This is a genomic window from Acinetobacter sp. YQ_14, from assembly GCF_043102985.1.
Taxonomy (GTDB): Bacteria; Pseudomonadota; Gammaproteobacteria; order Pseudomonadales; family Moraxellaceae; genus Acinetobacter; species Acinetobacter venetianus.
Map to the genome: position 1 here is coordinate 221,637 of NZ_JBICJJ010000011.1, position 24,737 is coordinate 246,373.

At 37.6% G+C, this 24,737-nt stretch carries 24 protein-coding genes; 15 read left to right on the plus strand and 9 right to left on the minus strand.

Features of this window, described 5'->3' with window-relative positions:
• The first annotated feature begins 154 nt into the window (after window positions 1-154).
• The 4 genes from sstT to ACF8D3_RS06130 all read left to right on the plus strand — a co-directional run bounded on the left by sstT (window position 155) and on the right by ACF8D3_RS06130 (window position 3,958).
• On the plus strand, window positions 155-1,357 hold the full coding sequence (gene sstT / locus ACF8D3_RS06115) for a serine/threonine transporter SstT (protein WP_392470709.1): 1,203 nt from the start codon (window positions 155-157) through the stop codon (window positions 1,355-1,357).
• 6 nt (window positions 1,358-1,363) lie between these two features.
• Window positions 1,364-2,044 carry a YoaK family protein gene (locus ACF8D3_RS06120; RefSeq protein ID WP_392470710.1) on the plus strand — a complete coding sequence of 227 codons (681 nt, stop codon included), beginning with the start codon at window positions 1,364-1,366 and terminating at the stop codon, window positions 2,042-2,044.
• 3 nt (window positions 2,045-2,047) lie between these two features.
• Window positions 2,048-2,587: a DUF2058 domain-containing protein gene (locus ACF8D3_RS06125; protein WP_192414899.1), complete on the plus strand. Its 540-nt coding sequence runs from the start codon at window positions 2,048-2,050 to the stop codon at window positions 2,585-2,587.
• A 120-nt stretch (window positions 2,588-2,707) separates the two neighbouring features.
• A complete protein-coding gene (locus ACF8D3_RS06130; protein ID WP_004879214.1) occupies window positions 2,708-3,958 on the plus strand; it encodes a mechanosensitive ion channel family protein in 1,251 nt (416 codons plus the stop codon).
• Between the two features lie 57 nt (window positions 3,959-4,015).
• Here ACF8D3_RS06130 and ACF8D3_RS06135 read toward each other — a convergent pair whose 3' ends face one another.
• On the minus strand, window positions 4,016-4,345 hold the full coding sequence (locus ACF8D3_RS06135) for a hypothetical protein (protein ID WP_392470711.1): 330 nt from the start codon (window positions 4,343-4,345) through the stop codon (window positions 4,016-4,018).
• A gap of 98 nt (window positions 4,346-4,443) precedes the next feature.
• Entirely contained in the window at window positions 4,444-6,249 is a 1,806-nt protein-coding gene (locus ACF8D3_RS06140) for a phage capsid protein (protein ID WP_392470810.1), read from the minus strand.
• Window positions 6,250-6,561: 312 nt separating this feature from the next.
• Between ACF8D3_RS06140 and ACF8D3_RS06145 the strand changes: the two genes are divergently transcribed.
• The gene (locus ACF8D3_RS06145) at window positions 6,562-7,716 is read left to right on the plus strand and encodes a catalase family protein (RefSeq protein ID WP_392470712.1); all 1,155 of its coding nucleotides are present in this window, start codon (window positions 6,562-6,564) and stop codon (window positions 7,714-7,716) included.
• 65 nt (window positions 7,717-7,781) lie between these two features.
• Here ACF8D3_RS06145 and ACF8D3_RS06150 read toward each other — a convergent pair whose 3' ends face one another.
• Together ACF8D3_RS06150 and ACF8D3_RS06155 are read right to left on the minus strand one after the other, a co-directional pair.
• A complete protein-coding gene (locus tag ACF8D3_RS06150) occupies window positions 7,782-7,976 on the minus strand; it encodes a hypothetical protein (RefSeq protein WP_004879207.1) in 195 nt (64 codons plus the stop codon).
• A gap of 111 nt (window positions 7,977-8,087) precedes the next feature.
• Window positions 8,088-8,315 (minus strand): hypothetical protein, encoded by a 228-nt coding sequence (locus ACF8D3_RS06155; protein ID WP_019384320.1) that lies wholly within the window; start codon window positions 8,313-8,315, stop codon window positions 8,088-8,090.
• 191 nt (window positions 8,316-8,506) lie between these two features.
• Here ACF8D3_RS06155 and ACF8D3_RS06160 point away from each other — a divergent pair, with 191 nt between their 5' ends.
• On the plus strand, window positions 8,507-8,740 hold the full coding sequence (locus ACF8D3_RS06160) for a hypothetical protein (protein WP_004879202.1): 234 nt from the start codon (window positions 8,507-8,509) through the stop codon (window positions 8,738-8,740).
• Between the two features lie 117 nt (window positions 8,741-8,857).
• Here ACF8D3_RS06160 and ACF8D3_RS06165 read toward each other — a convergent pair whose 3' ends face one another.
• Window positions 8,858-9,139, minus strand: a complete 282-nt coding sequence (locus tag ACF8D3_RS06165; protein ID WP_392470713.1) for a hypothetical protein — start codon at window positions 9,137-9,139, stop codon at window positions 8,858-8,860.
• Between the two features lie 165 nt (window positions 9,140-9,304).
• A complete protein-coding gene (locus ACF8D3_RS06170) occupies window positions 9,305-9,517 on the minus strand; it encodes a hypothetical protein (protein WP_081110055.1) in 213 nt (70 codons plus the stop codon).
• Window positions 9,518-9,702: 185 nt separating this feature from the next.
• Between ACF8D3_RS06170 and ACF8D3_RS06175 the strand changes: the two genes are divergently transcribed.
• The 5 genes from ACF8D3_RS06175 (at window position 9,703) to gcvH (ending at window position 14,423) form a co-directional block, all read left to right on the plus strand.
• Window positions 9,703-10,146, plus strand: a complete 444-nt coding sequence (locus ACF8D3_RS06175) for a BLUF domain-containing protein (protein WP_278394277.1) — start codon at window positions 9,703-9,705, stop codon at window positions 10,144-10,146.
• A gap of 319 nt (window positions 10,147-10,465) precedes the next feature.
• A complete protein-coding gene (locus ACF8D3_RS06180; RefSeq protein WP_392470714.1) occupies window positions 10,466-12,313 on the plus strand; it encodes an ABC transporter ATP-binding protein in 1,848 nt (615 codons plus the stop codon).
• Window positions 12,313-12,753, plus strand: coding sequence for a MaoC family dehydratase (locus ACF8D3_RS06185; protein ID WP_392470715.1), 441 nt, complete (start codon window positions 12,313-12,315; stop codon window positions 12,751-12,753). Before ACF8D3_RS06180 ends, ACF8D3_RS06185 begins: the two co-directional genes overlap by 1 nt.
• Window positions 12,754-12,881: 128 nt before the next feature.
• A complete protein-coding gene (locus ACF8D3_RS06190) occupies window positions 12,882-13,907 on the plus strand; it encodes an AraC family transcriptional regulator ligand-binding domain-containing protein (RefSeq protein WP_392470717.1) in 1,026 nt (341 codons plus the stop codon).
• A gap of 141 nt (window positions 13,908-14,048) precedes the next feature.
• Window positions 14,049-14,423, plus strand: coding sequence for a glycine cleavage system protein GcvH (gene gcvH, locus ACF8D3_RS06195; RefSeq protein ID WP_392470719.1), 375 nt, complete (start codon window positions 14,049-14,051; stop codon window positions 14,421-14,423).
• 59 nt (window positions 14,424-14,482) lie between these two features.
• Here the strand turns inward: gcvH and aspA are convergent, their stop codons facing one another.
• Window positions 14,483-15,925 (minus strand): aspartate ammonia-lyase, encoded by a 1,443-nt coding sequence (aspA, locus tag ACF8D3_RS06200; protein ID WP_392470720.1) that lies wholly within the window; start codon window positions 15,923-15,925, stop codon window positions 14,483-14,485.
• Between the two features lie 481 nt (window positions 15,926-16,406).
• Between aspA and putP the strand changes: the two genes are divergently transcribed.
• On the plus strand, window positions 16,407-17,903 hold the full coding sequence (gene putP / locus ACF8D3_RS06205; protein WP_392470721.1) for a sodium/proline symporter PutP: 1,497 nt from the start codon (window positions 16,407-16,409) through the stop codon (window positions 17,901-17,903).
• Between the two features lie 42 nt (window positions 17,904-17,945).
• Here the strand turns inward: putP and ACF8D3_RS06210 are convergent, their stop codons facing one another.
• Entirely contained in the window at window positions 17,946-18,437 is a 492-nt protein-coding gene (locus tag ACF8D3_RS06210) for an Lrp/AsnC ligand binding domain-containing protein (protein WP_004879183.1), read from the minus strand.
• 120 nt (window positions 18,438-18,557) lie between these two features.
• Here ACF8D3_RS06210 and putA point away from each other — a divergent pair, with 120 nt between their 5' ends.
• Window positions 18,558-22,322 (plus strand): trifunctional transcriptional regulator/proline dehydrogenase/L-glutamate gamma-semialdehyde dehydrogenase, encoded by a 3,765-nt coding sequence (putA, locus tag ACF8D3_RS06215; RefSeq protein ID WP_392470724.1) that lies wholly within the window; start codon window positions 18,558-18,560, stop codon window positions 22,320-22,322.
• 98 nt (window positions 22,323-22,420) lie between these two features.
• On the opposite strand, the gene ACF8D3_RS06220 is transcribed toward putA, so the two are convergent.
• Complete coding sequence (locus tag ACF8D3_RS06220) at window positions 22,421-22,681, minus strand: DUF2164 domain-containing protein (RefSeq protein ID WP_019384311.1); 261 nt, start codon at window positions 22,679-22,681, stop codon at window positions 22,421-22,423.
• Between the two features lie 175 nt (window positions 22,682-22,856).
• Here ACF8D3_RS06220 and ACF8D3_RS06225 point away from each other — a divergent pair, with 175 nt between their 5' ends.
• Both ACF8D3_RS06225 and trmA read left to right on the plus strand, forming a co-directional pair.
• The gene (locus ACF8D3_RS06225) at window positions 22,857-23,336 is read left to right on the plus strand and encodes a GrpB family protein (RefSeq protein WP_392470725.1); all 480 of its coding nucleotides are present in this window, start codon (window positions 22,857-22,859) and stop codon (window positions 23,334-23,336) included.
• Window positions 23,337-23,430: 94 nt separating this feature from the next.
• Window positions 23,431-24,516 (plus strand): tRNA (uridine(54)-C5)-methyltransferase TrmA, encoded by a 1,086-nt coding sequence (trmA, locus tag ACF8D3_RS06230; protein WP_392470726.1) that lies wholly within the window; start codon window positions 23,431-23,433, stop codon window positions 24,514-24,516.
• The last annotated feature ends 221 nt before the right edge of the window (window positions 24,517-24,737 follow it).

Below are 24,737 nucleotides of genomic sequence, written 5' to 3' on the forward strand. Positions count from 1 at the left end.
TTTTTATAAAATACTTTTAAAAACATTGTGTTATTTTTTACAGTATTTTTAAAATAAATAGTCATCAAAAAAAATTTCAATATTCGTAGCGCTTGGGTATAGAATACGGCGCTTGTTTAACCTTAAACCGTGCATAGGTTTGTAAGGCCTTTATATGTTTAGTGTATTGTCTCGCTTAAGTTTAGTTAGCAAAATTATTATCGCTATTATTTTAGGGATTGGCGTGGCATTGCTGTTTCCTAACGTTACACCTTATCTTAGTTTATTAGGTGAATTATTTATTAAAGCGTTGAAATCGGTTGCCCCTATTCTCGTTTTTGTTCTTGTGCTTTCTTCGATTGCCAATTTCCAAGTTGGACAGAATTCTAATTTAAAACCAGTGATGATGTTATATGTAGCAGGTATGCTTCTTGCCGCTTTTAGTGCGGTGATTGCGAGTATTGTTTTTCCTAGTCAGCTGTTCTTACACTTAGCAGCTCAATCAGATTTACAAGCACCTGGCAGCTTAGCTGAGATCTTAAAAAATCTACTGCTTAGCTTTATTGCCAATCCTGTTCAAGCGATCAGTGAAGCAAACTTTATTGGAATTCTGGCTTGGGCGATTGGTTTAGGTCTTGCCTTGCGCCATAGTTCAGATACAACTAAGCAAGTATTGACGGATGTTGCTGATGCCGTGAATAAGATTATTCATACAGTCATTAGCTTTGCGCCTATCGGTATTTTTGGATTAGTTGCAGTAACTTTTGCAAGCGCAGGTTTCGCGACTTTAGCAAGTTACGCACATTTGCTCATGGTGTTAATCGGCACAATGCTGTTCGTTGCACTGGTGATCAACCCTATTTTAGTTGCAATCACTATGCGTGCAAATCCATATCCATTGGTATTTAAGTGCTTAAGAGAAAGCGGTATTACTGCATTCTTTACGCGTAGCTCAGCTGCGAATATTCCTGTGAACTTGGATCTTGCGCAACGCTTAGGTGTAAATGAAGCAACTGCTGGTGTATCTATTCCGCTTGGTGCAACCATTAATATGGCAGGTGCAGCAGTAACCATTACCGTATTAACTTTAGCTGCGGTAAATACCTTGGGTATTCACGTTGACCTAAGCACAATGTTGATTCTATCTATCGTAGCTGCGGTTTCTGCATGTGGTGCTTCAGGTGTTGCAGGCGGTTCATTATTGTTGATCCCTGTTGCATGTAGCTTGTTTGGTATATCATCAGAAGTAGCGATGCAGGTGGTTGCTATTGGTATGATTATTAGTGTGTTGCAAGACTCAACCGAGACTGCACTCAACTCATCAACCGATGTTTTATTCACCGCTGCAGTAGGTTTTAGAAACCGAGAAAATCAGTAGATTGCTATGCCATTACAACGTTTACCGAACTGGATTCAATTAGGTGCTTTCTTATTAGCCCTGAATGCAGGAATGGTAAACGTTCTTGGCTTAATCACTGTCCTACATCAGTCTGTCTCTCATATGACAGGCAATGTCAGTATGCTAGCGATGAGCTTAATTGACTGGCAACCAGAACACTTCATTTATCTCACACTTGTCATCTTCTGCTTCGTTGTAGGCTCCTTTTATAGTGGTCTAATTTTAGGAAACAGTCATGTGGCTTTTGGTCGTCATTACGGATTTCCTCTAAGTTTTGTTGCTGTTTTTCTCTTGCTTACTTGGCTACTTGTCCCTTATTTTCCGCGTTATAGCTTATTGTGGGCTTGTGCAGCAATGGGCATGCAAAATGCCATGGTCAGCCACTATAAAGGTGCAATCATCCGTACTACGCATTTGTCAGGTGTACTGACTGATATAGGTCTAGCCTTAGGCTACAAAGCTCGCGGACTAAAAGTAGATAATCGACGCATTTTTTTACATTTACTCATTTTTATTGGTTTTTTACTTGGCGGCATTGTTGCCAGTTTGCTTTATCCTTATTTAAAATTACATGCTTTTCTCGTTCCAGCAGCGCTTAGCTTTGTTATGTGCATGGCCTATTGGATCGTTTATTTTCGCTTCTCAAAGAACTCAAATTTGGATTAAATTATGGTTAAAAATGCACTTCAGGCTCAGCTATTAAAAGCAGGTTTAGTCGATAACAAGAAAGCGAAAAAATTGACTAAACAAGCTCAACATGAGCAACGTACTGGTAAGAATGATGATGCTGAAATTAAAGCAAAAATTGACCAAGCAAAACAAGAAAAACTTGCTAAAGATCAAGCATTAAACCAAGAAAAGCAAAACCTATTAGAAGAAAAGGCACTAAAAGCTTCAATCATTCAAATGATCAAACAACACAAGATCAAAGAAACTGAAGGTGATGTGGCTTATCAATTTATTGATGAAAATAAAATTAAAAAGGTATATTTATCACAGCAAGTTTACAACGCACTGGTATCAGGATCTTTGGTCATTGCCAAAGACCAAGAAAGCTATGCTTGCCTACCAAAAGCTTTAGCTGAACGCATCGATCAAAAAATGCAGGGTTTTATTCTTGTGAATAACAATACTGAAAATAATGACCAGACAACCGATGAAGAAGATCCATACGCAGCATATGTCATTCCAGATGATTTAATGTGGTAATCCCCGAACCAAAGAAATGTAAAAACACCTTACAAATCGTATATAAACTGTGATTAGATTATTATAGTTTCCCCCTAACACCTTACAATTCTCCTTCAAAGAATTTTAAGGTGTTTTAGTTTGGATTATTTAAAGTTTGTTAGTGAAATTCGAGGTGAGTTAAGCCATTATCCATGGCTCGAAATGCTATTAGCATTAGCCATGCTGATTTTCTTTGCTGCTTTAGCAAATTTTATCGCTAAGCGGATTATCGTGCGTGGAATTCGTCATTTAGTTACTAAACTTAAATCTCCAAACCAATCTATTTTTGCTCAACATAGCATTATTCGAAGATTTGCGAATATTGTCCCAGCGATTGTCATCATGAATGGTATAACCACCATTCCTCATTTACCCGCTAAAGTGATTTCATTTATACAAATGGGCGCTCAGGCATTTATTTTCCTTACGATTGCCCTAACGGTAAGTGAAGCACTGAACATCTTTAACTTAATCTATCAACGTAATCCTAAATCAAGAAATAAGCCCATTAAGGGATATCTACAACTCGTCAAATTAATCTTATTTGTCGTGTGTGGCCTAATGATTTTAGGAACGTTCCTGAAAAAAGATGTTTTCACACTGCTCGCTGGTTTTGGTGCGATGGCTGCAGTGTTAATGTTGGTTTTCCAAAATACGATTCTTTCTCTCGTAGCCAGTGTGCAAATTGCATCTTACGACATGGTTCGTATTGGTGACTGGATTGAAATGCCTTCGCTTAATGCGGATGGCGATGTCATTGATATGTCATTACATACTGTGACAGTTCAGAACTTCGATAAGACCTATACGACTATTCCAACCAATAAACTTGTTACTGATACCTTTAAAAACTGGCGTGGTATGAGTAATGCAGGTTGTCGTCGTATGAAACGCTCTTTATTCATTGACCAAAGCAGCGTGCACTTTATGACAGATGAGGAACAGCAAAAGCTCAAAGACTTCTTGTTGTTAGACCAATATTTAGATGCTAAACAATCTGAAATTGATGAATTCAACAAACAACTGAGTAATCAATCACGTTATAACAAACGTCGTTTAACGAATCTTGGTACGTTTAGAGCCTATGTAGAATTTTATTTACGTCAACATAAAGGCATTGCTCAAAATCAAACGATTCTAGTTCGCCAAATGCAGCCAACCAGTGAAGGTTTACCTTTAGAAATCTATGCATTTACCAATACTATTGCATGGGCTTCTTATGAAGCGATTCAGTCAGATATTTTTGACCATCTAATTGCAATCGTTCCTGAATTTGGGTTACGAGTTTATCAAGCCCCTTCTGGTTATGACTTTCAAGTGATGACAACAGAACAGAAAGAGCATGCATAACGTTTAAATTAATGAGAATCTGCTTTTTAGCAGATTCTCTTTTAACGGTGCTGAAAACTAATCACAAAGAATATTTAATTTCTGAGAATAGTAATCCGTAGAGAGTTTTAGATCAGACATCAATTTTTCTTTTGTATAGTCCTTCGGTGCTAACTTAAGTAAAGCGGGTACATATTGAGACTCATACAATTCAGGATAGTCCTTACAAAGTACGCGTGTTTGCTCTTCTTTCGGTGTGTCAGGATTGTCTAATGTATCCATATACGCTGAAATTTTGTTATCAACAACCTCAAAACTTTCCTGAGCTTTATCGCTTTTAACTTCAGGCTGTTTATTACAACCAACAAATAACATTGACATAAAGCCGATCAAAAAAATTCTTTTCATAAGTACATACTTTACTGAAGCTTTTCATAAAAATTAAAACCAATTTATACTGCAAAAACAGCAAAGGCTATGGTTTTCCTGTGGGCTTTATCCATTTTCTATAAGTAAATTTCGGGTGGATAAGGCGTATCATCTGTAATTGCTGTATACGGCGTATTTCCAACATAAAAAGTATTCGGTAATTGAGCTGCGTCAATCACGATGGAGTCAGCCATAACTTGCGGATATGCCCAAATAAATTGCTTCATTAATCCCAACGAATCGTTATTACTCATATCACCAAAGACTCGCTGCCAAATCGGTGTTCGATATGGTTTCGTTTTATCAAAACCGTAGACATGAGCAATCGTTTCATCAGGAACAAAACCAGCCAAATAAGCCACTTTATTTTCAGGATAATTCAGATCTTGAGTTGGTATCGTAGAAACTGCCTGATAGGCTGTATTTAATCTAGCTTCTAATATCCAGTCATAAGCTTCGGTCATAATAAAATCAAAGTTTGGATAACTATAATGTTCACTTGGATAATTAATATCTGTGACAAGCGTTTCTATTTCCGTCCGAATGGTAGGGAAAAAGATCAATGGACATACTTGAGCCGATGGATACTGTGCTTTAACAGTGCTACGAATATCACGACAGGTCTGTCCTAATTTATTTCGCAACCATGCCTTGAATTCATCATATGGCGTGCCTGTTTTTTTCATTGCCTCATAAATTGTTCCCAGATCAGGTGCATACAAGCCCGTATCTGCATTAAAGGCAAGTTTAGTCGGATAATCATAGATACAAGGCAAATTGCTACCTTGGTTATACCACCACCACGGTTCTCCTATTTGCATAAATACATCACATCCACCTATATTCATCATATCTGCGAACTCAACAAATACCTTGTTTAGATACGCCAATGCACTTTGATCCGACATGCTGAAAAAATAACTCGGAGGCTCGTAACCTGTTTTCCCTAAATTATTATTCCAATCACGCTGCGCCCAAAATTCATTAGCAGCTAATGAATACATTTCAAAACTGACACCAAATATGGGCTGCATTCCAACATTATGCAGCGCTTCTGCAAAATGCTCATGCCATTTACGGGCACATGGATTGACTACATTTTCATTGGTTGTCAACGTATCTGGAATTTGCCACTTGCCAATTTCACTTTGCCATGACATCTCAGGATATTTAGACATTCCACAGTAATGATTAACAAAGCCCTGATAGCCCAATGCGTCCATATTACTAACGATACGCTTAGGGTTTAAATCATAGTGATCATCGTAACTGCTACAAATTCCATAATCATGAGGTGCTATAGAAACTCGCTTTAAAACAAGTTTTGCATTCGTTCCAGTGGTTACAGAATTAGTGATACGAATATATCCATCTTCTGTTTGCGCTAACGGAATTGTTGAATGTCCGTTATAACTGGTTGTAAATCCTGAAAATGAAATCCGCTGAATATTGCTGACAGGAAAGCTATCCGTGGCTGAAAACCCAGCTTTTACTGAATCCCAATCAATTTGAATATGCGCTGTTCTTGAGCTTGGCTGATTAGCATAATTAAACAACACGACGTAAGCGACTTTAGTCTCGTCATTTTCAGTATATTGAATCGTTAATGTAGGCGTAAGTGTTTCATTATTTAATACAGGCATAGAAGGTGATAACTCAATATCAAAATCCCAAACCATCCCTGAATAATCACATTTCGTCTCATAAGCTAAAAACTGATGATCTTTACTGTCATGAGAATCCCAACTAACTCCGACGAGGTCAGTCGTTGCCCGTGAACGAAAGGATACCTCAAAACCATTTTCATAATCAGTGATTGCAAATGACATTGTTTGTGGGCCATCAACACGCCAATACATCGGGCTAAATCGATCAATGATCATGTCCTCAACTAAAAATGACGGCGTAGCATCATTTATAAGAGTTTCATTTTTCTTACTATTTTCTGTCATTTATTTATTCTCAAGTCATCAATATAAAGCACCATCATAAATTTTATTTTTCACGTAATTGTTAAGATAGATAAGCTTTTGAGTAAACTTAGGTATTTAAAATATATTTGAGTCTTATGCTTTTCAGAATTCTTTTGAGTTTCAAAACACTTACAACCGTTTGATTGTCATTTACTTATCAATGCAACACAATGATTTAATATAACGACTAAAACCAGAACAGCATAAATGAGGAAATCGGTCATGTTTTATCAAAAATACATTATTCCGCTGTTTGTATTCTCCTCAGTTTTCATCGCTGTGTCTGGATGTAGTGAAGAAATATATCAAAAGCCCCCGCTATCAACATTCAAGAATAATGAGACGAAAATTCCTTATCCACAAATAGACCAAGACTTGGGTGAGAAATTACAACCGAATGAAGCACTATTAGCACAAGAAATTTCAAAGACCATCGAGCAAACCATACGTACGCAGTATCAAAATGGTCATGCCCTACGTGATGCTCACCCCAAAGCACATGGCTGTGTGCAAGCTGAATTTCATATCTTAAATGACATTCCCAAGCAACTTGCCCAAGGCGTGTTCATACCAAACAAGACCTATCAAGCTTGGATTAGATTTTCCAATGCATCAAGTGATGCGACCCAAGCAGATAACAAAAAAGATGCTCGTGGCATAGCGATTAAAATTTTAGGCGTAGCTGGAAAGAAAATTCTGGAATCTGATCCTCAAGCAACAACTCAGGATTTTATTATGATTAATCATCCTGTTTTCTTCGTAAATGATGCCAAAAGATATTTGAGTTTTACCAAACACATTAGCGGAGATCATTTTACCGACAAAATTCAAGTTCCATTTGCACTCGGTATAAAAGGTACGATCAATGCTTTAGGTGCTCGTAACTCATTAATTGCAAATCCAATCCAAGCACGTTATTGGTCAATGGTCCCCTACCAACTTGGTATCGGTGAAAACCGACAAGCAGTAAAATACTCTGTGAGAGCATGTCAGCCTCAAAACGCAATTATTCCTAAAAATGCTGAACCAAATTTTCTAAGAAGCGCTTTGAAGAATACATTAGCTCATCAAGATGCTTGTATGGAGTTCCTCATTCAACCAAGAACATCCAACAAAATGCTTATTGAAGACTCAATGACAGAATGGAAAGAATCTGAAGCGCCTTTTTATCGCATCGCAACAATTCACATTCCACAACAAAACTTTGATACAGCAAAGCAAAATGAGTTCTGTGAAAATCTTTCATTTACACCATGGCACGCCTTACCCGAACACAGACCGCTTGGTGCGATCAATAGATTAAGAAAAGTGATTTATGAAGATATCAGTAGAGTCCGTCATGAAATGAATACAGCACCACGACAAGAACCGAATTAATTAGATATTTAGCTTGTATGAGAAAATGAAGCTCTTAGTTACGAGCTTCATTTGTAGTCAACAGCTTACTGAACATTGAGTTCTGTATCTTTCGCAACAATCACGGAAGCGACCATTGGAACACCTAGAATGATTGGAACAACAATGATCCATAGGTCAGTTGTAAGTTTACTTGAGAAAAAGAAGTGGATGACGATTGCAGCTAAGGCCAACACGGAAAATAAAACAGCCATGAATCGAATTGCAAACTTGAGAAGCATTTTTTGATCCTATGAAATTGTTGTTAGCTTAAATTATATGCCTCTTTATCATGCAATAACATTACAAATTTTAAGGGATTTATCACTTTTTAAATATGTGTGATTGAAGCCTTACTCTCGATAAAAAATATTTAGATCTTTAATTAACTGATGCTTGGAAAACTCATCATAGATGTTTAATTTTAAAGAATTTATATAATTCTCTACAAAAATCATCCTATTGATTTCAGTATTTAATAAATTCTTTTCCATCAAAAATTTTTGATAGGCTGAAATTAAATAGTTTAAACGAAAACCTATACTTCGCTTCTTACGACTTTCCGAAATTTTATTTCCCATCTCTATAATCCCTCCAAAAATATGAGGACTTACATCTTATTCATTAAATTTTTCTTCATTAATTGAAAAATATAGCTTTAATATGACAGTTTTATGACAGAATTTTAATAATTCTTTCATAAATTCATGTAGATAAGTTAATTAACTTGTATTATTATTTCATAAATTCTTAAAAGTGATGCATTCATAGCATGAACGATACTAGTCTTTTAAACGAATTAAATTTAATGATTGATCATTATGTTTCTCGAAATGGCTCTAAACCAAGTCGAGTAATTCTGGGGTACAAAGCATATTCAACACTTATGAATGACCGAGAATTTGCGAAAGAGGTTACTAATTCAGCACTAGATCCCAATAAGCGCAAATATAGAAAACTTAAAATTAAGGTGACTAAAGACGATTATCAGCTTGAATTAGAATAAAAGATTTAAAAGAAAGCTCTCAAAAGAGAGCTTTTTTATTTTCAGTGTAAAATATTAATATAACAAAATTTAGGATTTAATTGGATTTAAGTAAAATAAAATCAATATCTTATAAAGTTACTTATTGTTCACATCAATTTTAAATACCTTTCCATTACACACCCAAACCGTATAAGTTTGCATATCGATATCATAAATATATTCAGTTGCCGCACAAGAGCGACGCCCTTCTCTGTGAATGAAATATCTCGGCGAAGATCTTCCCATTTTTCTCAATAAATCACTCTCATTATCACCAACAACCACAAGCTCATATGAAGAACGTATTGAATTCGTTTCTCTTGCAAAAGCATATTCTGTTAATAGAAGTGATGTAACTAATAATATTATATATTTCATTTAGTGTGCCTTTTATTATTCATCCTCATAATTTACCAAATGGTAAAAATAAAATCATTAAAATAAAATTTTAAAGACTTTTAACTTTATACATGAGGGATAACTCCATTTAGCCCTCAAAGGATAATAATTTGAAAAACTATAGTCCAAATCGATTTAATAGAATCAAAAATCAACTTTGTATTGATAATTAAGATTAGAATTTTCGGGTATATTGTGAATATCTTGATCAGTCACAACACCGTGTTCAGGCATTTTAAAAGTATTAATTGCCTGATTCTTAGGAACAATCGGCGGTTTCATAGAATTCTCATAATTCATAGAAGAACAACCAACTAAGCTTGTTGCAAATACACACCCCATAAATAACTTCATCATTACCGCCTCTAAATACCATAAAAATCACATAATTTAGCAAGTAGTTTTCCGAATGTCTCATTCCAAATATTTATAGATAGTTGTAGTGATCTTGTAAGGTTCGGGCAGTTATTACGCTTAAAAATATACAAATCATTGTTTTATCTATATAACTAGATGTGAACTTTAAAATGAGTGCATCAATGATGAAGCCAGTAAGGCTTTTATACGTAAGTAAAATTAAGAATATTGACACAAATCTAAAGACAAATTTGATTGAAATCCTAGATGAAGCAGTAGATTTTAATTATCGTAATGATGTTACTGGTGTTTTATATTATGGCCATGGATATTTTGTACAATGTCTTGAGGGTCAAAAAGATACCATCGATGACTTGTTCTATACAAAGATTGTCAAAGATGACCGACATGTTAATTGTGAAATTCTCTACTATGCTGAATGTGACGATAATTTATTCTCACAATGGTCTATGAAATTTTCGCCAGTAAATCAAAATATTACTGATTTTTTTATGAAATATCATCTAGAAGAATTCAATCCCTATTTGCTGACTGCTGAAACGACTGAAAACTTTATCTCAGTATTGGCGGGTGAGCCAGAACTTGATGTAAATAGTTATGTAGCTTAATTTCTGTATAGATCAATAGAGTTGACTCATACGCTTCAGAACAATTGGAGCTCACTGAATGATAAAATACTTTAGTGAGTTCTAGATTGATGATTCTCTTAAATTAAATTTCGTGAATTTGTTTAACTACTTTTTAGAAACGCTGAATTCATTATAAAAAAGACTTTATTCAATCTCATCACTTGATAAATCAGCTCATTAATTTTTCCATTTAGTAAAAATAATATTTACTCATTTGCTTTTCTCGTTACTCCTACCCATTTTCTGATATGCTACTGAAGCTAGGCGAATCGATACTTTATAATTAGAGGAAACAAGCATGTTGCAGTGGTTTGAAAAACTAGTCGACCCATACCCCACCAAAGACTTAAACAAACCATTACCAACCACATTTTTTGCATTTGTTTGGCAAGCAACAAAAGGCATTCGTCCATATCTCTTTATCTTAATTGCGTGTACCGCAGCAGCAGCAAGCTTTGAAGCATTATTCTTTTCTTATATTGGTAAATTAGTAGATTGGCTCACTCAAAGCCAACCGAGTACCTTTTTAGAGAACAATAAGCAAAATATCACGATTCTGATTAGCATTCTTTTCGCCAATATTTTCTTTGTTAGTTTGCAATCTGTCGTTAAACACCAAGTTTTATTTAGTAATTTTCCAATGCGAATGCGTTGGCGCTTTCACAATCTATTGCTTCAACAAAGCTTAGACTTTTTCCATACTGATTTCGCAGGTCGACTTTCAGCGAAAGTCATGCAAACTGCTTTGGCAGTACGTGAGTTTTGGATGATTCTCGGCGATATGTTGGTTTATGTGCTGATCTATTTCATCACGATTAGCTTAGTACTTGGATCAATCTCGCCTATTTTAATTGTGCCACTGATTTTATGGTTGGTTATTTTCATCATCATCGCGACGTATTTCATTCCTCGACTGGGCAAAATTTCTCAAGAACAAGCGGATGCGCGTGCAATCATGACAGGGCGCGTGACAGATGCTTATACCAATATTCAAACCGTAAAATTGTTTGCTCATGCTGGTCGTGAAAGCCAATACGCCAAAGAGTCTATGAAAGAGTTCATGCTCACTGTTTATAAGCAAATGCGTTTAGGTGTCAAATACGAAATCAGTATTCGCTTCCTCAGTGCTTTTTTATACATAGGTGTGATTGGTACTTCTGTTTGGTTGTGGACACAAGGACAAGCTGCTATTGGCGTTATTGCAGCAACAACGGCGATGGTTTTAAAGTTGGATAGTATGGCTGAGTTTTTAATGTGGCATGTCACCATGCTGTTTGAAAATGTCGGTACGATTCAAGATGGAATGAAAACTTTAGGCAAGCCCGTTCAAATTCAAGATAAAGAAGATGCAACGGAACTTACAGTTCAAAAAGGTGAAATCCGTTTTGAAAATGTCAGCTTTGCCTATAATCAAAAAAATGTCATTGATCATTTTAATCTCACGATTAAACCAGGTGAAAAAATTGGTATTGTCGGTCGTTCTGGTGCTGGCAAATCAACACTAATCCAATTGCTCCTACACTTCTATGATGTGAACCAAGGTCGTATTTTGATTGATGGTCAAAGTATTCATGAAGTCACTCAAGACAGCTTACGTGCCAATATTGCATTGGTAACTCAAGACACTTCTCTACTACATCGTACTGTTGCGGAAAACATTAAATATGGTCGTCCAAATGCGACAGAAGCAGAAGTTGAGCTCGCAGTTAGAAAGGCAAAAGCCGAAGAGTTTATTCCACAGTTAACCGATCAAAAAGGTCGTGTTGGCTATGATGCTTATGTGGGTGAGCGCGGTGTAAAACTGTCAGGTGGACAACGTCAGCGTATTGCAATATCACGCGTTTTCTTAAAAGATGCACCGATTCTTATTTTAGATGAAGCAACCAGTGCCCTTGACTCAGAAGTCGAAGCTGCGATTCAAAGCAGTTTAAATGACTTGATGGTTGGCAAAACAGTCATTGCAATTGCACACCGTTTATCTACTATTGCTCAAATGGATCGTCTCATCGTACTTGATCAAGGCAGAATTGCTGAACAAGGCACACATGAGGAATTGATCGCTAATGATGGCTTGTATGCTCAACTTTGGAAACGACAAACAGGTGGTTTCTTGGTTGAACAACGAGTGACTCAGGAAACAGAATAATGTTGTATTTAGAAGACTTAAGTGTTGGAGATCATTTCATAAGCCGTGAATATGAAATGACGCTTGAAGAAGTGAAACAATTTGCCAGTCAATATGACCCTCAACCCTTCCATTTAGATGAAGAGGCTGCTGCTGAACATCCAATTTTCCAAGGATTAGCAGCAAGTGGATGGCACACATCAGCCGTGACTATGCGTCTGTGGACTGAATGCTTTCCAATTGCGGGCGGGTTGCTCGGCTCCGAGTCTAGTTTAAGATGGCCTCGCCCAACGCGTGTTGGCGATAAAATTCATGTAGAAGTTGAAATTACTGCAATTGTGCCGTCTAAAACCAAAACTGACCGTGGTATTGTCAGCTACGTTACTCAAGCTTTGAACCAACATGGTGATGTGCTATTAATATCTACAACTAAAATCATGGTCTTTAGAAAACCAACTTAATTTTTGAACATGAGGTGACTCTCTTGTCCAACAATTTTTATGATTGATTATTTTATTTCATGTAAAGATGTTCAAAACCTAAATGATTAAAGATATTAGCAAAAATTGATGAGCGCCACGGAAAGCACATGAAAACGACCTCAACTCGTCAAGATCAAGGAATACCAGGCGTCTATGGCTTATTGTTATTAGATGTTGTTTCTCGTTGGGGATATAACGATGAAACTTTATTCGCTCCTTTTCATTTAACAAGCGAACAACTGGCTGATCCAAATTTTCGCATACCGACACCAGTTGCGAATGAACTCGTAAAACACTCTTTACGCCTTACAGGTGAAAGTACACTTGGATTTCATTTAGGTACGCAAATGCGTATCTCAATCCATGGCTTTATTGGCTATGCCATCATGACTGCTCACGACATTACTGATGCAATCGCGTTGGCGAGTCGCTTTATTCAATTACGATTACCCTTTTTACAACTTTATTTTTCTACTTTTGGTCCTAAAGCTACTTTACAGCTTCAATGTGATATCGATGTTGAACCATTACGCACTGAGATTATTCTAGGTTTGACGATTGGCATCATGACGATGGCAAAAGCTTTAACGGGTATTGAAGATCTTAATGGTGAAGTTGATTTAGATTTTCCCGAACCTCAAGGTTTTGATAAGTATAAAGATAAGTTAACGAGCACTGTTCGTTTTAACCAACCACACTTAATTTCTAGCTTTGATAAAAAATATCTTGGCTTAAAAATGGTCAATGCTGATCCAATTGCAAGCCAAATTGCGATCAACCAATGTGAAACTGAATTGTCAGCTTTAGGTGAACGTCGTCGTTTAGCTATGCGTGTTCGTGATATTTTAACCAACTCAGAACAACATTACTTAAGCATTGAAAGTGTTGCAGAACGACTGCATATGTCTGATAGAACCCTCAAGCGACAGTTAGCCGCTGAAGGAACATCATTTTCAACACTCGTTGATGAAGTTCGTTACCGTCATGCAACGTCTTTACTGTCACGTACAGATTACAGTTTAGAACAGATTGCTGATGAATTAGGCTATTCAGATGTAGCCAATTTTAGCCGTGCGTTTAAACGCTGGAGTGGTCGTAGCCCGAGTAACTGGCGTAAAGATCCATATTTATAAAGTTAGAATTTGTTGGGTGACTTCAAGAATGACTCAACAATCTCTAAAAGTACTTATTTTATAAATGCTTTTGCTTTTGTTTTGATTAAAAAACATGTATAAAGCCACAAAAATGATGAGACAAATTGTTAAGGAGTTGTCATGAATCATCCAGCTGATTTGAAATATGCGCGTACGCATGAATGGGTAAGAATTGAAGGTAATTTGGTTGTTACAGGAATTAGCGACCACGCGCAAGAAGAGCTAGGTGATCTAGTTTATGTTGAAGCTCCAGAAGTTGGCAGCCATGTTACGGCAACTGAACAAGCTGGTATTGTTGAATCAGTGAAGACTGCTTCTGATATTCACGCACCTGTTTCAGGTACAGTGGTCGAAGTAAATACTGATCTTGAAGACGATCCTGATTTTGTAAATGAAGAGCCTTACGGTAAAGGCTGGATTTATAAAATTAAACCAGACAATATCGCAGATGTTGAAAAATTACTTTCTAACAACGAATACGAATCAGGTTTATAATTTTTATAAATTAAAAAAGCCTAGTCATTGAACTAGGCTTTTTTAATGACATGAGTTATCTATGCAACGTAATCGACTGGATAGCCGTCAACTTCAGAAACTAGATTTTCAAAAGAGAAAATCTCATCAAGCTGTTCTTGCGTCAATAACTCACGCTCCAATACAACTTCTTGGATGGTTTTATTTTCAGCGATACATTGCTTACCTATCTCATCACACAAAGCATGACCCAATAAAGGATCAAGTAAGGTAATAATCCCGACACTACGCATCACTGCATCATGACATGCTTGTTCATGTGCCTTGATACCGCCTACACATTTTTCATCTAGACTTTGAATCGCATGTGTCAGTAGCTCAATTGATTCATTCAATGAAATCGCAATCACTGGTTCCATCACGTTTAACTGTAATTGACCTGCTTCAGCAGCAAAAGTAATGGTTAAATCATTACCAATCACTTTAAATGCAATTTGGTTTACCACTTCAGGAATAACTGGGTTTACTTTTGCTGGCATGATTGAAGAACCAGCTTGTAATTCTGGCAATTGAATTTCACCCAAACCAGTACGAGGGCCTGAACTTAATAACCGTAAATCATTACTGATTTTTGAAAGCTTACACGCCAAACGCTTTAATGCACTTGATAAAATAATGAAAACACCACAGTCACTGGTTGCCTCAACATAATCTTCAGCACCAACCAGTTTTAAACCCGTAATATCTTTTAGACAGGTTACGACTTTTGCTGCATAGCCTTTCGGCGTATTTACACCAGTACCAATTGCCGTTGCACCTAAGTTCACTTCGAGCAACAATTCGCGAGTACGCTTAATTAAACGAACATCTTCTTTTAATAAGGTTGCGAATGCATGGAATTCTTGCCCAAGTGTCATCGGCACAGCATCTTGCAGTTGCGTACGCCCCATTTTTAAAACATAACGGAACTCAATCGCTTTATTTTCAAATGAAGTAATTAATTTATCCATCTGTGTAAATAAAGCATCCAAAGAGCAATACGTTGATAATCGGATCGCTGTTGGATAGACATCATTAGTAGATTGGGATTTATTGACGTGATCGTTCGGATGAATCACATCATATTTACCTTTTTGATGACCCAATGATTCTAATGCGATATTTGCAATGACTTCATTGGTGTTCATATTGATGGAAGTTCCTGCACCGCCTTGATAAATATCAATTGGGAAAGAATCTTGCCATTTTTCAGTTTCATTGATTAAAGCATCACATCCATGCTGGATTGCAATACTTTGAGTTTCAGTCAGTTTTCCAAAACTTAGGTTCGCTTGAGCTGAAGCCTTTTTTACCTGTGCTAGCGCACGAATAAAATAGCCATTTTGTCCAACTTTTTGCGAAGATATTTTAAAATTCTCTATTGCACGTAAAGTATGAATTCCATAATAACAATCAGCAGGAACTTCTTTCGCGCCAAGCAAGTCATGCTCTATTCTTATAGTTGCCGTTTGAACCGTATTCACTTTCCATTTCTCTCAGACGATGCACCTTATTGGTGCGAGACATTAATATGGAAGATTTAGAGTAAATATTCATTAGCAAAATTGCTTAACATTACGTATTTTTTATAATGAAATTTCTCTGCTTTGTTGTGAATGTAACATCATGTTTCATTCATTTTGCCTGCTTTTCACACCCATATCGCTTTTTTTTGGCTTGGAGAATATACTTTTGTAACTAACGAAAACGTTGTACCGTTTTTTTGAGCTAAAATTTCATTTTTTTATGCAAGAAAAAATGCATTTTTTCAGATTAAAAAACGAATATTCATACACTTATTTTAAATTACACAAACAATACACAAAATATACACAAAGTTAACAGTATTTCAAAAAACAAACGTGCTTGAATCTGTGACCTTATCAATCCAAGGAATAGTGGATCATTTTTTTGACTATTCGGATGTGATTGCAAATTATGGATATGTAAGGACAGGCATCCATTATGAATTTTTCTAATCCCACAGTTGTTGTATTCGTGGTATACATCGCTGCCATGCTCGGCATCGGTCTATACGCCTATTTTTCCACCAAAAATCTTGATGATTATATTCTTGGAGGCCGAAGTTTAGGCAGTTTTGTTACCGCTTTATCTGCTGGTGCATCGGATATGAGTGGTTGGTTGCTCATGGGCTTACCAGGCGCAATTTACCTAACTGGTTTATCAGAATCGTGGATTGCAATCGGTTTGATCATTGGTGCATGGCTTAACTGGTATTTGGTTGCAGGTCGTTTACGTGTGCATACCGAAGTACAAAACAATGCCCTCACCCTGCCTGATTATTTTACTGGTCGTTTTGATGATCAGAAAAAAATCTTACGCGTCACATCTGCATTGATTATTCTGATCTTTTTTGCAATTTATTGTGCTTCAGGTATGGTTGCTGGTGCTCGATTATTTGAAACGCTATTCCACTTACCGTATCAAACTGCGCTTATGTTAGGTGCTTTTGCAACGATTGGTTATGTGTGTATCGGTGGTTTCTTAGCAATCAGCTGGACAGATACTTTCCAAGCAGGCTTAATGATTTTCGCATTATTGCTTCTCCCTATCGTGACGTACATGTCATTGGGAATTGGTGCGGAAGAGTTTACAGCGATTGTAGAAAGTGCACGCCCACATGCTTATAATTTTGTTTCGAATTTAAGCTTTGTTGCGATTCTATCAGCGGCGGCTTGGGGCTTGGGCTATTTTGGTCAACCTCATATTCTAGTTCGCTTTATGGCTGCTGATTCTGTTAAATCAATTCCTGCTGCCCGCCGCATTGGTATGACTTGGATGGTCCTATGCTTGATTGGTGCAGTTGGTTCTGGTTTCGTCGGTATCGCATACTTCCAACAACATCCTGAGTTTGCCGCTGCTGTTAGTGCTAACCCTGAAACTGTGTTCATGGAACTCACCAAAATTTTGTTCAACCCTTGGGTTGTTGGTGTGATCCTTGCTGCAATTTTATCTGCTGTGATGAGTACGTTGAGCTGTCAGCTTCTTGTCTGCTCTAGTGCGTTGACGGAAGATTTGTACAAAGGCCTTTTCCGTAAAAATGCATCTCAAAAAGAGTTGGTTTGGATCGGTCGTGCAATGGTACTTGCTGTTGCATTGCTTGCGCTCTCTTTAGCTCAAAACCCAGACAGTAAAGTACTTGGTTTGGTTGCTTATGCATGGGCTGGTTTCGGTGCTGCTTTTGGTCCATTGATTATTCTTTCATTGTTCTGGAAGCGTATGACGCTAAACGGCGCATTGGTAGGTATGATCGTTGGTGCTGTTACGGTAATCGTATGGAAGAACTTCTTCGGCGATACTGGTATTTACGAAATCATTCCAGGCTTCGTTCTCGCTTTAATCAGCATCGTTGTGGTGAGCTTAGTTGGTAAAGCGCCAAACGCGACTGTGACAAGCCGCTTTGAACAAGCTGATGAAATCTATACACGCGAAATGAAATAATTCATTGAGAAATTTAAGGGGCTTTAGAGCCCCTTTTTTTATTTAAAATTTTGAACGTGATTTAATTTTTATTTTCGAGCTATCTTTGACCACCTGCATCACAGGATAACTCCGAGTCTCTTTTACCCCCGGCAACTGCCATAAGATCTGCCCTGCAATACGACGGAACTCCTCCATCCCTCCGCTACGCAGCTTGATTAAAAAATCAAAGCCACCACTCACCATATGACATTCAACAATCTCAGGATATTGCGTTACAGCGTCGATGAAATCATCCAAAACGTGCGGCGTGGTTTTATCAAGCAACACTTCTACAAACACGAGAAAGTTCGCATTGAGCTTGTTTGGATTGAGTTTTGCCTCATACCCCAAGATGAATTCGTCTTTCGTTAACTTCTGCACACGCGCCATTACAGCTGTGGGTGAAAGATTCACAAGTTCGGCTAATTTACTGTTAGAAATTCTCCCATCTGTTTGAAGAATATCCAAAATTTTCAGATCCGTCCGATCTAAGGTATAAATAGGGCTATTCAACTGAATTTTCCTCTAAAAAATGGGTAAAATATAGTGAGTTACTCGGGTTTTATTCTGTAATCATAAATTATCTAAACCTCTCTACTCAATATGTACTAGAGATTGTTATTGGAATTTAGTATGAATACTTTGGATATCCCCGCACAAATGGACACGGCTCACAACAATGGTGGTTATATCACCGAATTTAAAGAAAAAAGTGAGCTTGAGCAACGCATTAATACTGCTTGGCGACGTGCAGAGCCAGAAGCCGTAGCAGAACTTGCTGAAGCAGCTAATATTTCTCCTGATCTTGATCAAAAAATTTATGAATTGGCTTTTGACCTTGCCCATAACTTACGTGAGCGTAAAAGCTCAGCGGGTAAAGCAGGCATCGTTCAAGGCTTACTACAAGAGTTCTCACTTTCTTCACAGGAAGGTGTTGCGCTTATGTGTTTGGCTGAAGCATTACTTCGTATTCCAGACACGGCAACACGCGATTTACTCATTCGTGACAAAATCAACCAAGGTAACTGGAAAGAACACGTTGGCCAAAGTAGCCTCATGTTCGTCAATGCTGCTGCTTGGGGCTTAATGCTTACTGGCAAGTTAATGGAAACGCCTAAGCAAACCAGTTTATCAAGCGTATTGACAGGTCTTCTCGCACGCAGTGGTCGCGGCATCATTCGTAAAGCCGTTGATGTAGCTATGCGTATGATGGGTGAACAATTCGTTACTGGCGAAACCATCGAAGAAGCACTTGAACATGCTAAACCACTTGAGCACAAAGGCTTCCGCTACTCGTATGATATGCTTGGTGAAGCTGCGCTGACTGACCATGATGCTGAGCGTTATTATAACGACTACACTCAAGCCATTCATGCGATTGGTAAAGCATCTAATGGTCGTGGTGTTTACGAAGGCCCAGGTATTTCAATCAAACTTTCTGCGTTGCACCCACGTTACCAACGTGCGCAAATTGATCGTGTTCACAACGAACTTTATAACAAAGTTTATGAACTAGCGTGTTTAGCTAAACACTATGACATCGGTTTAAATATCGATGCAGAAGAGTCAGAACGTCTCGAAATTTCTTTAGTGCTACTTGAGCGTCTTTGCTTTGAGCCAAAACTTGCTGACTGGAAAGGTATCGGCTTCGTTATTCAAGCTTACCAAAAACGCTGCTTCTTCGTTGTAGATTACATCGTTGATCTTGCGAAACGTAGTAACAAACGTTTAATGATCCGTTTGGTGAAAGGTGCATACTGGGATAGCGAAATCAAGAAAGCGCAAATCGACGGTATGACAGACTACCCTGTGTTTACTCGTAAAGTTCACACGGACTTGTCTTACATTGCTTGCGCGAAAAAATTACTTGCTGCGCCTGATCAAGTGTATCCGCAATTCGCAACACATAACGCTCAATCGCTTGCAACGATTTACAACCTTGCTGATCCAAGTAAATATTACCCAGGTCAATATGAGTTCCAATGCTTACACGGTATGGGTGAGCCATTGTATGAACAAGTTGTAGGTTCAAAAGAAGATAAAAAATTGGGGATTCCTTGCCGCGTCTACGCGCCTGTAGGTAACCATGAAACCTTATTGGCTTATCTTGTTCGCCGTTTACTTGAAAATGGTGCGAATACATCATTCGTAAACCGTATTGCAGATAAGACTTTGAAGGTTGAAGATCTAATTCAATCTCCAATCAAAGATATTCAAACTGCTGCGAAAGATGAAGGTCAGCTCGGATTAAAACATCCTGCAATTCCTCTTCCGCACAACTTATATCCATTACGTCCAAACTCAAATGGCTTTGATCTAAACAATGATCAACCATTAACAGATTTAGACAAAACGGCTCAACAATTACGTAACCGTGTTTGGAACAGCGCGCCTTTACTTGGCTTCGAATCTACAGTTCATCCAGAAAGTAATGCTCTTGCAATTACAAACCCTGCACAAAACAGTGAAATCGTGGGTTATGTCAATGAAGCAACAAGTGCTGACGTACAACTTGCATTAGAAGCAGCGGTACAAGCGCAACAAACTTGGGCGATGACAGACAAATTCGAACGTGCCGCTTGTTTAAAACGCGCTGCTGATTTGATGGAATCTCGTATTCAAGAACTTATGGTTTTACTTTGCCGTGAAAGCGGTAAAACCTATGCCAATGCGATTGCAGAAGTTCGTGAAGCTGTTGACTTCTTACGTTACTACGCAACACAAATTGAAAACTTACCAGCAAATGCACAAGTTAAGCCATTGGGTACAGTGTTATGTATCAGTCCATGGAACTTCCCTCTTGCGATTTTCTCTGGTCAGATTGCAGCAGCGTTAGTAAGCGGTAACTGTGTTATTGCAAAACCAGCTGAGCAAACACCACTTATCGCAGCTCAAGCAGTACAAATGCTTTGGGAAGCAGGTGTTCCACATGGTGCAGTACAACTTCTACCGGGTCGTGGTGAAACAGTTGGTGCTCAACTAAGCCAAGATGATCGTATTCAAGGCATTATGTTTACTGGTTCTACAGAAGTTGCAAAAATCTTGCAAAAAACTGTAGCAAAACGCTTATCACCAAATGGTCAACCAATTCCGTTAATTGCGGAAACGGGTGGTCAAAACGCTATGATCGTTGACTCATCAGCTTTAACCGAACAAGTTGTATTAGACGTTGTAAGCTCAGCATTTGATAGTGCTGGTCAACGTTGTTCTGCACTTCGTATTTTATGTGTACAACAAGACAGTGCAGCGACAGTCGTTAAGATGTTGAAAGGTGCAATGCAGCAATTGATCGTTGGCAATCCAGCAATCTTAAAAACTGATATTGGTCCTGTTATCGATCAAGAAGCAAAACAGACGATTGATAATCATATTCAAAAGATGAAATCTAAGGGCTACCCTGTTCATCAATTGATGTTCAATGATGCTGCAAGCCAACAAGCACTTGCACAAGGTACTTTCGTTCCGCCTACAGCGATTGAACTTCCAAACCTTGATGACCTTGAACGTGAAGTATTCGGTCCTGTGTTGCACATCATCACGTATAAATACGGTGAACTTGAGCAGTTAATCGACCGCATCAATGCCAAAGGTTATGGCTTAACAATGGGTCTTCATACTCGTATTGATGAAACGATTAATACAGTCATTCAACGTGCAGAAGTGGGTAACTTGTATATTAACCGCAACATCGTTGGTGCAGTTGTTGGTGTACAACCATTTGGTGGTGAAGGCTTATCTGGTACTGGTCCAAAAGCGGGTGGTCCACTTTATATGTACCGTTTGATGGAACATTGTTCTGAAAAAGTTTTAGCAACACCGTTTGCTGTTAAATCTGAACTTTCTCAGTTTGATGCAGTCTCAAATGATGCATATCAAAACTTGTTAACTTGGGCGCAAAAACATATGGCTCAAGCAATTCCAGAAACTCCAGCATTCGGTGTTGGTAAATTCTACGAGTTGCAAGGCCCTACTGGTGAGAGTAACCAATACATTATCTTACCTCGCCATCGTGTGCTTTCAATTGCAAACGATGAACGTGGTCAATTGCAACAACTCCTCGCAGTTTTTGCAGTAGGTAGTTCAGCAGCTGTGTTAAAAGACAATATGTTCTTAGCAAAACATCAAGCTTCATTACCTAAAGAAGTTTTAGCAGCAATCAAAGTTATTTCTAATGTTGAAACTGACCAGTTTGATGCTGTACTTCATCATGGTTCTGTTGAGCAATTAACAGATCTTCAAAACAAAATTGCGAACCGTTCTGGAGCAATCGTGGGCATTACTCATCTTCAAACAGATGAGCAGATTCCTTTAGAACGTCTAGTCATTGAACGCGCTATTAGCGTAAATACTGCTGCTGCCGGCGGTAATGCGAGTTTAATGACTTTATCTGAAGACTAATTTAAGTCTTCAATCTCCCAGCCCGAATCATGTTCTACATGGTTCGGGTTTTTCATTTTTAGAGATTATTGTCCCAGAGTACTGTACCTTTTCAGTATTTAAGCTTTCGACTTTTCTTTGGTTAAAACAAAAAGGTCATCATTCAAATAAGCAAAACGCTCTGCCAACCATTCATGAGTATCATTCAAAGCTTGGTTGTAAAAATAAGGCCCGAACTCCTCAACAATAAAGTCCAATAAAAACTGTGCAGGTAAATTCCCTAAATCTACATCTAACTCTTTCAGTGCATATTTTTTCAATGCGTGCAGCAATTGCTCACGAGTTAACTCATCAAATTCAATAATTTTCTTTTTCACCATGAGTTTATCTCTCATCTCGTCCAAATATAATTACAGTCAATTTAACAGCATCGTGCAATCACATAACGTCGTAAAATGACGCATACACCTATTCTTTTCTTATTTTTAAATATATACGTTCAAAACTAGGTACATAACTTGCTGCGTTTTTATATAAATTTTTAGAGGAAGAATAATGCAGTTTTTTCCAGCAATTGAATATCAGCAGAAAGCTGCTGAGCTTTTTGGAAAATATAAAAGTGAAATACTTTCGCTACCCCCAAATGCGATTGTTGAACATATTGGTTCTTCAGCAATCCCTCATGCAATTTCAAAAGCTGACTTAGATATCTATATAGAGGTGCCCGCTCAGCAATTTTCACGAACAATAGAGCAACTTAAAACATTAGGATTTAAAGAAAAATTCAATACTTTACGCACTGACGAATTGTGTATGCTTGAAAGCCAAGCATCTGATGAGGATGTTGCCTTCCAAATTGTGGTCACTGGATCAAAATTTACTAATTTTCTTATTTTTAGAGATCGCTTGAGGAATTCAACCCAGCTAGTACACCAATATAATCAGTTAAAACAAAACTGTATGAGGTTATCGCCAGATGAATATCGACAAATCAAAGCTGAATTTATTGATCGAGTTTTAACTAAAAATCTATGAGATAAACATATGAATTTGATAATTTACATCCACCTCAGACGCCTTTTTTTGATACCATGCCTTATTTAAATTTCACCTATAGTTTTCATTATTTATGACTGTATCTTACCAACAGCAACTTCAAGAGAAAGTTGAACGAATTACCGCACAATTTGCACCGTTCAATCCCCCAGCTTTAGAAGTGTTTCAATCACCAGAACAACATTTCCGTATGCGTGCTGAGTTTCGTATCTGGCACACTGAAGAAGATTTGTTCTATGCAATGTTTGAACGTGCTGAAGACGGTAAGCAAAAACAAGTCATTCGTGTAGATGAGTTTCCAATCGCAGATCGTCACATTAATGATTTAATGCCACACTTATTAGAAGAATTAAAAGCCAATCCTATTTTATCTCAACGTATTTTTGAAGCCGATTTTCTCTCGACCCTGAGTGGAGAAATGCTCGTCACACTGATTTATCATCGTAAATTAGATGCTGAATGGGAAGTTGCAGCAAAAGCACTTGCAGAAAAACTGAATATTAAAATTATGGGCCGTAGCCGCGGTCAAAAAGTGATTATTGGTGACGACTACGTGGTTGAACAACTTAATGTTCATGGTCGTAGATTTAAATACAAACAAATTGAAAGTAGCTTTACTCAGCCAAATGCGCAAGTGTGCCAACATATGCTTGAATGGGCATGTGATGCAGCTGAAGGAGCTCAAAAAGATTTATTGGAATTATATTGTGGAAATGGGAATTTCACCCTACCACTCTCATTAAAATTCAAACGTGTACTTGCGACTGAGCTTGCAAAATCATCTGTTTACGCCGCGCAATGGAATATCGAACAGAACCAAATCGAAAATATTCAAGTTGCACGTTTATCTGCTGAGGAATTCACGCAAGCCTATCAAGGTGAGCGTGAGTTTAGGCGTTTACAAGAAGCAGAGATCGACATCAAAAGTTATGCGTTCGATACTGTTTTTGTCGATCCACCGCGTGCGGGGATTGATGATGAAACGCTTAAACTACTACAAGGCTTTGAACGTATTATCTATATCTCATGTAACCCAGACACGCTACATGATAACTTAGGGACACTTGCACAAACGCATCACATCACAAAGTTTGCTATGTTTGACCAGTTCCCTTTTACTCATCATGTTGAATCTGGTGTTTTACTTGAAAAGATTTAAACAAATTATTTCAACGTAAATTTTATATATAAAGGGTTGCAATAACCCTTTATTTTTTCAGCAAGTTTAAATATTAAATCCGAGTAAAAAAGTCATATATATCAAAGATCAAGTCATTAAATCGTCATAATTTCGTTTATCTTCCAAATGTTTATCGAAAAAATTGAAGTTCGATTGCTGCTTTTATCACTTTAGCTGACTTGTTTTTTATTTTAAAGCGG

Coding starts and splice junctions, on each gene's coding strand:
- sstT (WP_392470709.1), top strand. CDS start 155: ATGTTTAGTGTATTGTCTCGCTTAAGTTTAGTTAGCAAAATTATTATC.
- ACF8D3_RS06120 (WP_392470710.1), top strand. CDS start 1,364: ATGCCATTACAACGTTTACCGAACTGGATTCAATTAGGTGCTTTCTTA.
- ACF8D3_RS06125 (WP_192414899.1), top strand. CDS start 2,048: ATGGTTAAAAATGCACTTCAGGCTCAGCTATTAAAAGCAGGTTTAGTC.
- ACF8D3_RS06135 (WP_392470711.1), bottom strand. CDS start 4,345: ATGAAAAGAATTTTTTTGATCGGCTTTATGTCAATGTTATTTGTTGGT.
- ACF8D3_RS06140 (WP_392470810.1), bottom strand. CDS start 6,249: ATGATCATTGATCGATTTAGCCCGATGTATTGGCGTGTTGATGGCCCA.
- ACF8D3_RS06145 (WP_392470712.1), top strand. CDS start 6,562: ATGTTTTATCAAAAATACATTATTCCGCTGTTTGTATTCTCCTCAGTT.
- ACF8D3_RS06150 (WP_004879207.1), bottom strand. CDS start 7,976: ATGCTTCTCAAGTTTGCAATTCGATTCATGGCTGTTTTATTTTCCGTG.
- ACF8D3_RS06155 (WP_019384320.1), bottom strand. CDS start 8,315: ATGGGAAATAAAATTTCGGAAAGTCGTAAGAAGCGAAGTATAGGTTTT.
- ACF8D3_RS06160 (WP_004879202.1), top strand. CDS start 8,507: ATGAACGATACTAGTCTTTTAAACGAATTAAATTTAATGATTGATCAT.
- ACF8D3_RS06165 (WP_392470713.1), bottom strand. CDS start 9,139: ATGAAATATATAATATTATTAGTTACATCACTTCTATTAACAGAATAT.
- ACF8D3_RS06170 (WP_081110055.1), bottom strand. CDS start 9,517: ATGATGAAGTTATTTATGGGGTGTGTATTTGCAACAAGCTTAGTTGGT.
- ACF8D3_RS06175 (WP_278394277.1), top strand. CDS start 9,703: ATGAAGCCAGTAAGGCTTTTATACGTAAGTAAAATTAAGAATATTGAC.
- ACF8D3_RS06180 (WP_392470714.1), top strand. CDS start 10,466: ATGTTGCAGTGGTTTGAAAAACTAGTCGACCCATACCCCACCAAAGAC.
- ACF8D3_RS06185 (WP_392470715.1), top strand. CDS start 12,313: ATGTTGTATTTAGAAGACTTAAGTGTTGGAGATCATTTCATAAGCCGT.
- ACF8D3_RS06190 (WP_392470717.1), top strand. CDS start 12,882: ATGAAAACGACCTCAACTCGTCAAGATCAAGGAATACCAGGCGTCTAT.
- gcvH (WP_392470719.1), top strand. CDS start 14,049: ATGAATCATCCAGCTGATTTGAAATATGCGCGTACGCATGAATGGGTA.
- putP (WP_392470721.1), top strand. CDS start 16,407: ATGAATTTTTCTAATCCCACAGTTGTTGTATTCGTGGTATACATCGCT.
- putA (WP_392470724.1), top strand. CDS start 18,558: ATGAATACTTTGGATATCCCCGCACAAATGGACACGGCTCACAACAAT.
- ACF8D3_RS06220 (WP_019384311.1), bottom strand. CDS start 22,681: ATGGTGAAAAAGAAAATTATTGAATTTGATGAGTTAACTCGTGAGCAA.
- ACF8D3_RS06225 (WP_392470725.1), top strand. CDS start 22,857: ATGCAGTTTTTTCCAGCAATTGAATATCAGCAGAAAGCTGCTGAGCTT.
- trmA (WP_392470726.1), top strand. CDS start 23,431: ATGACTGTATCTTACCAACAGCAACTTCAAGAGAAAGTTGAACGAATT.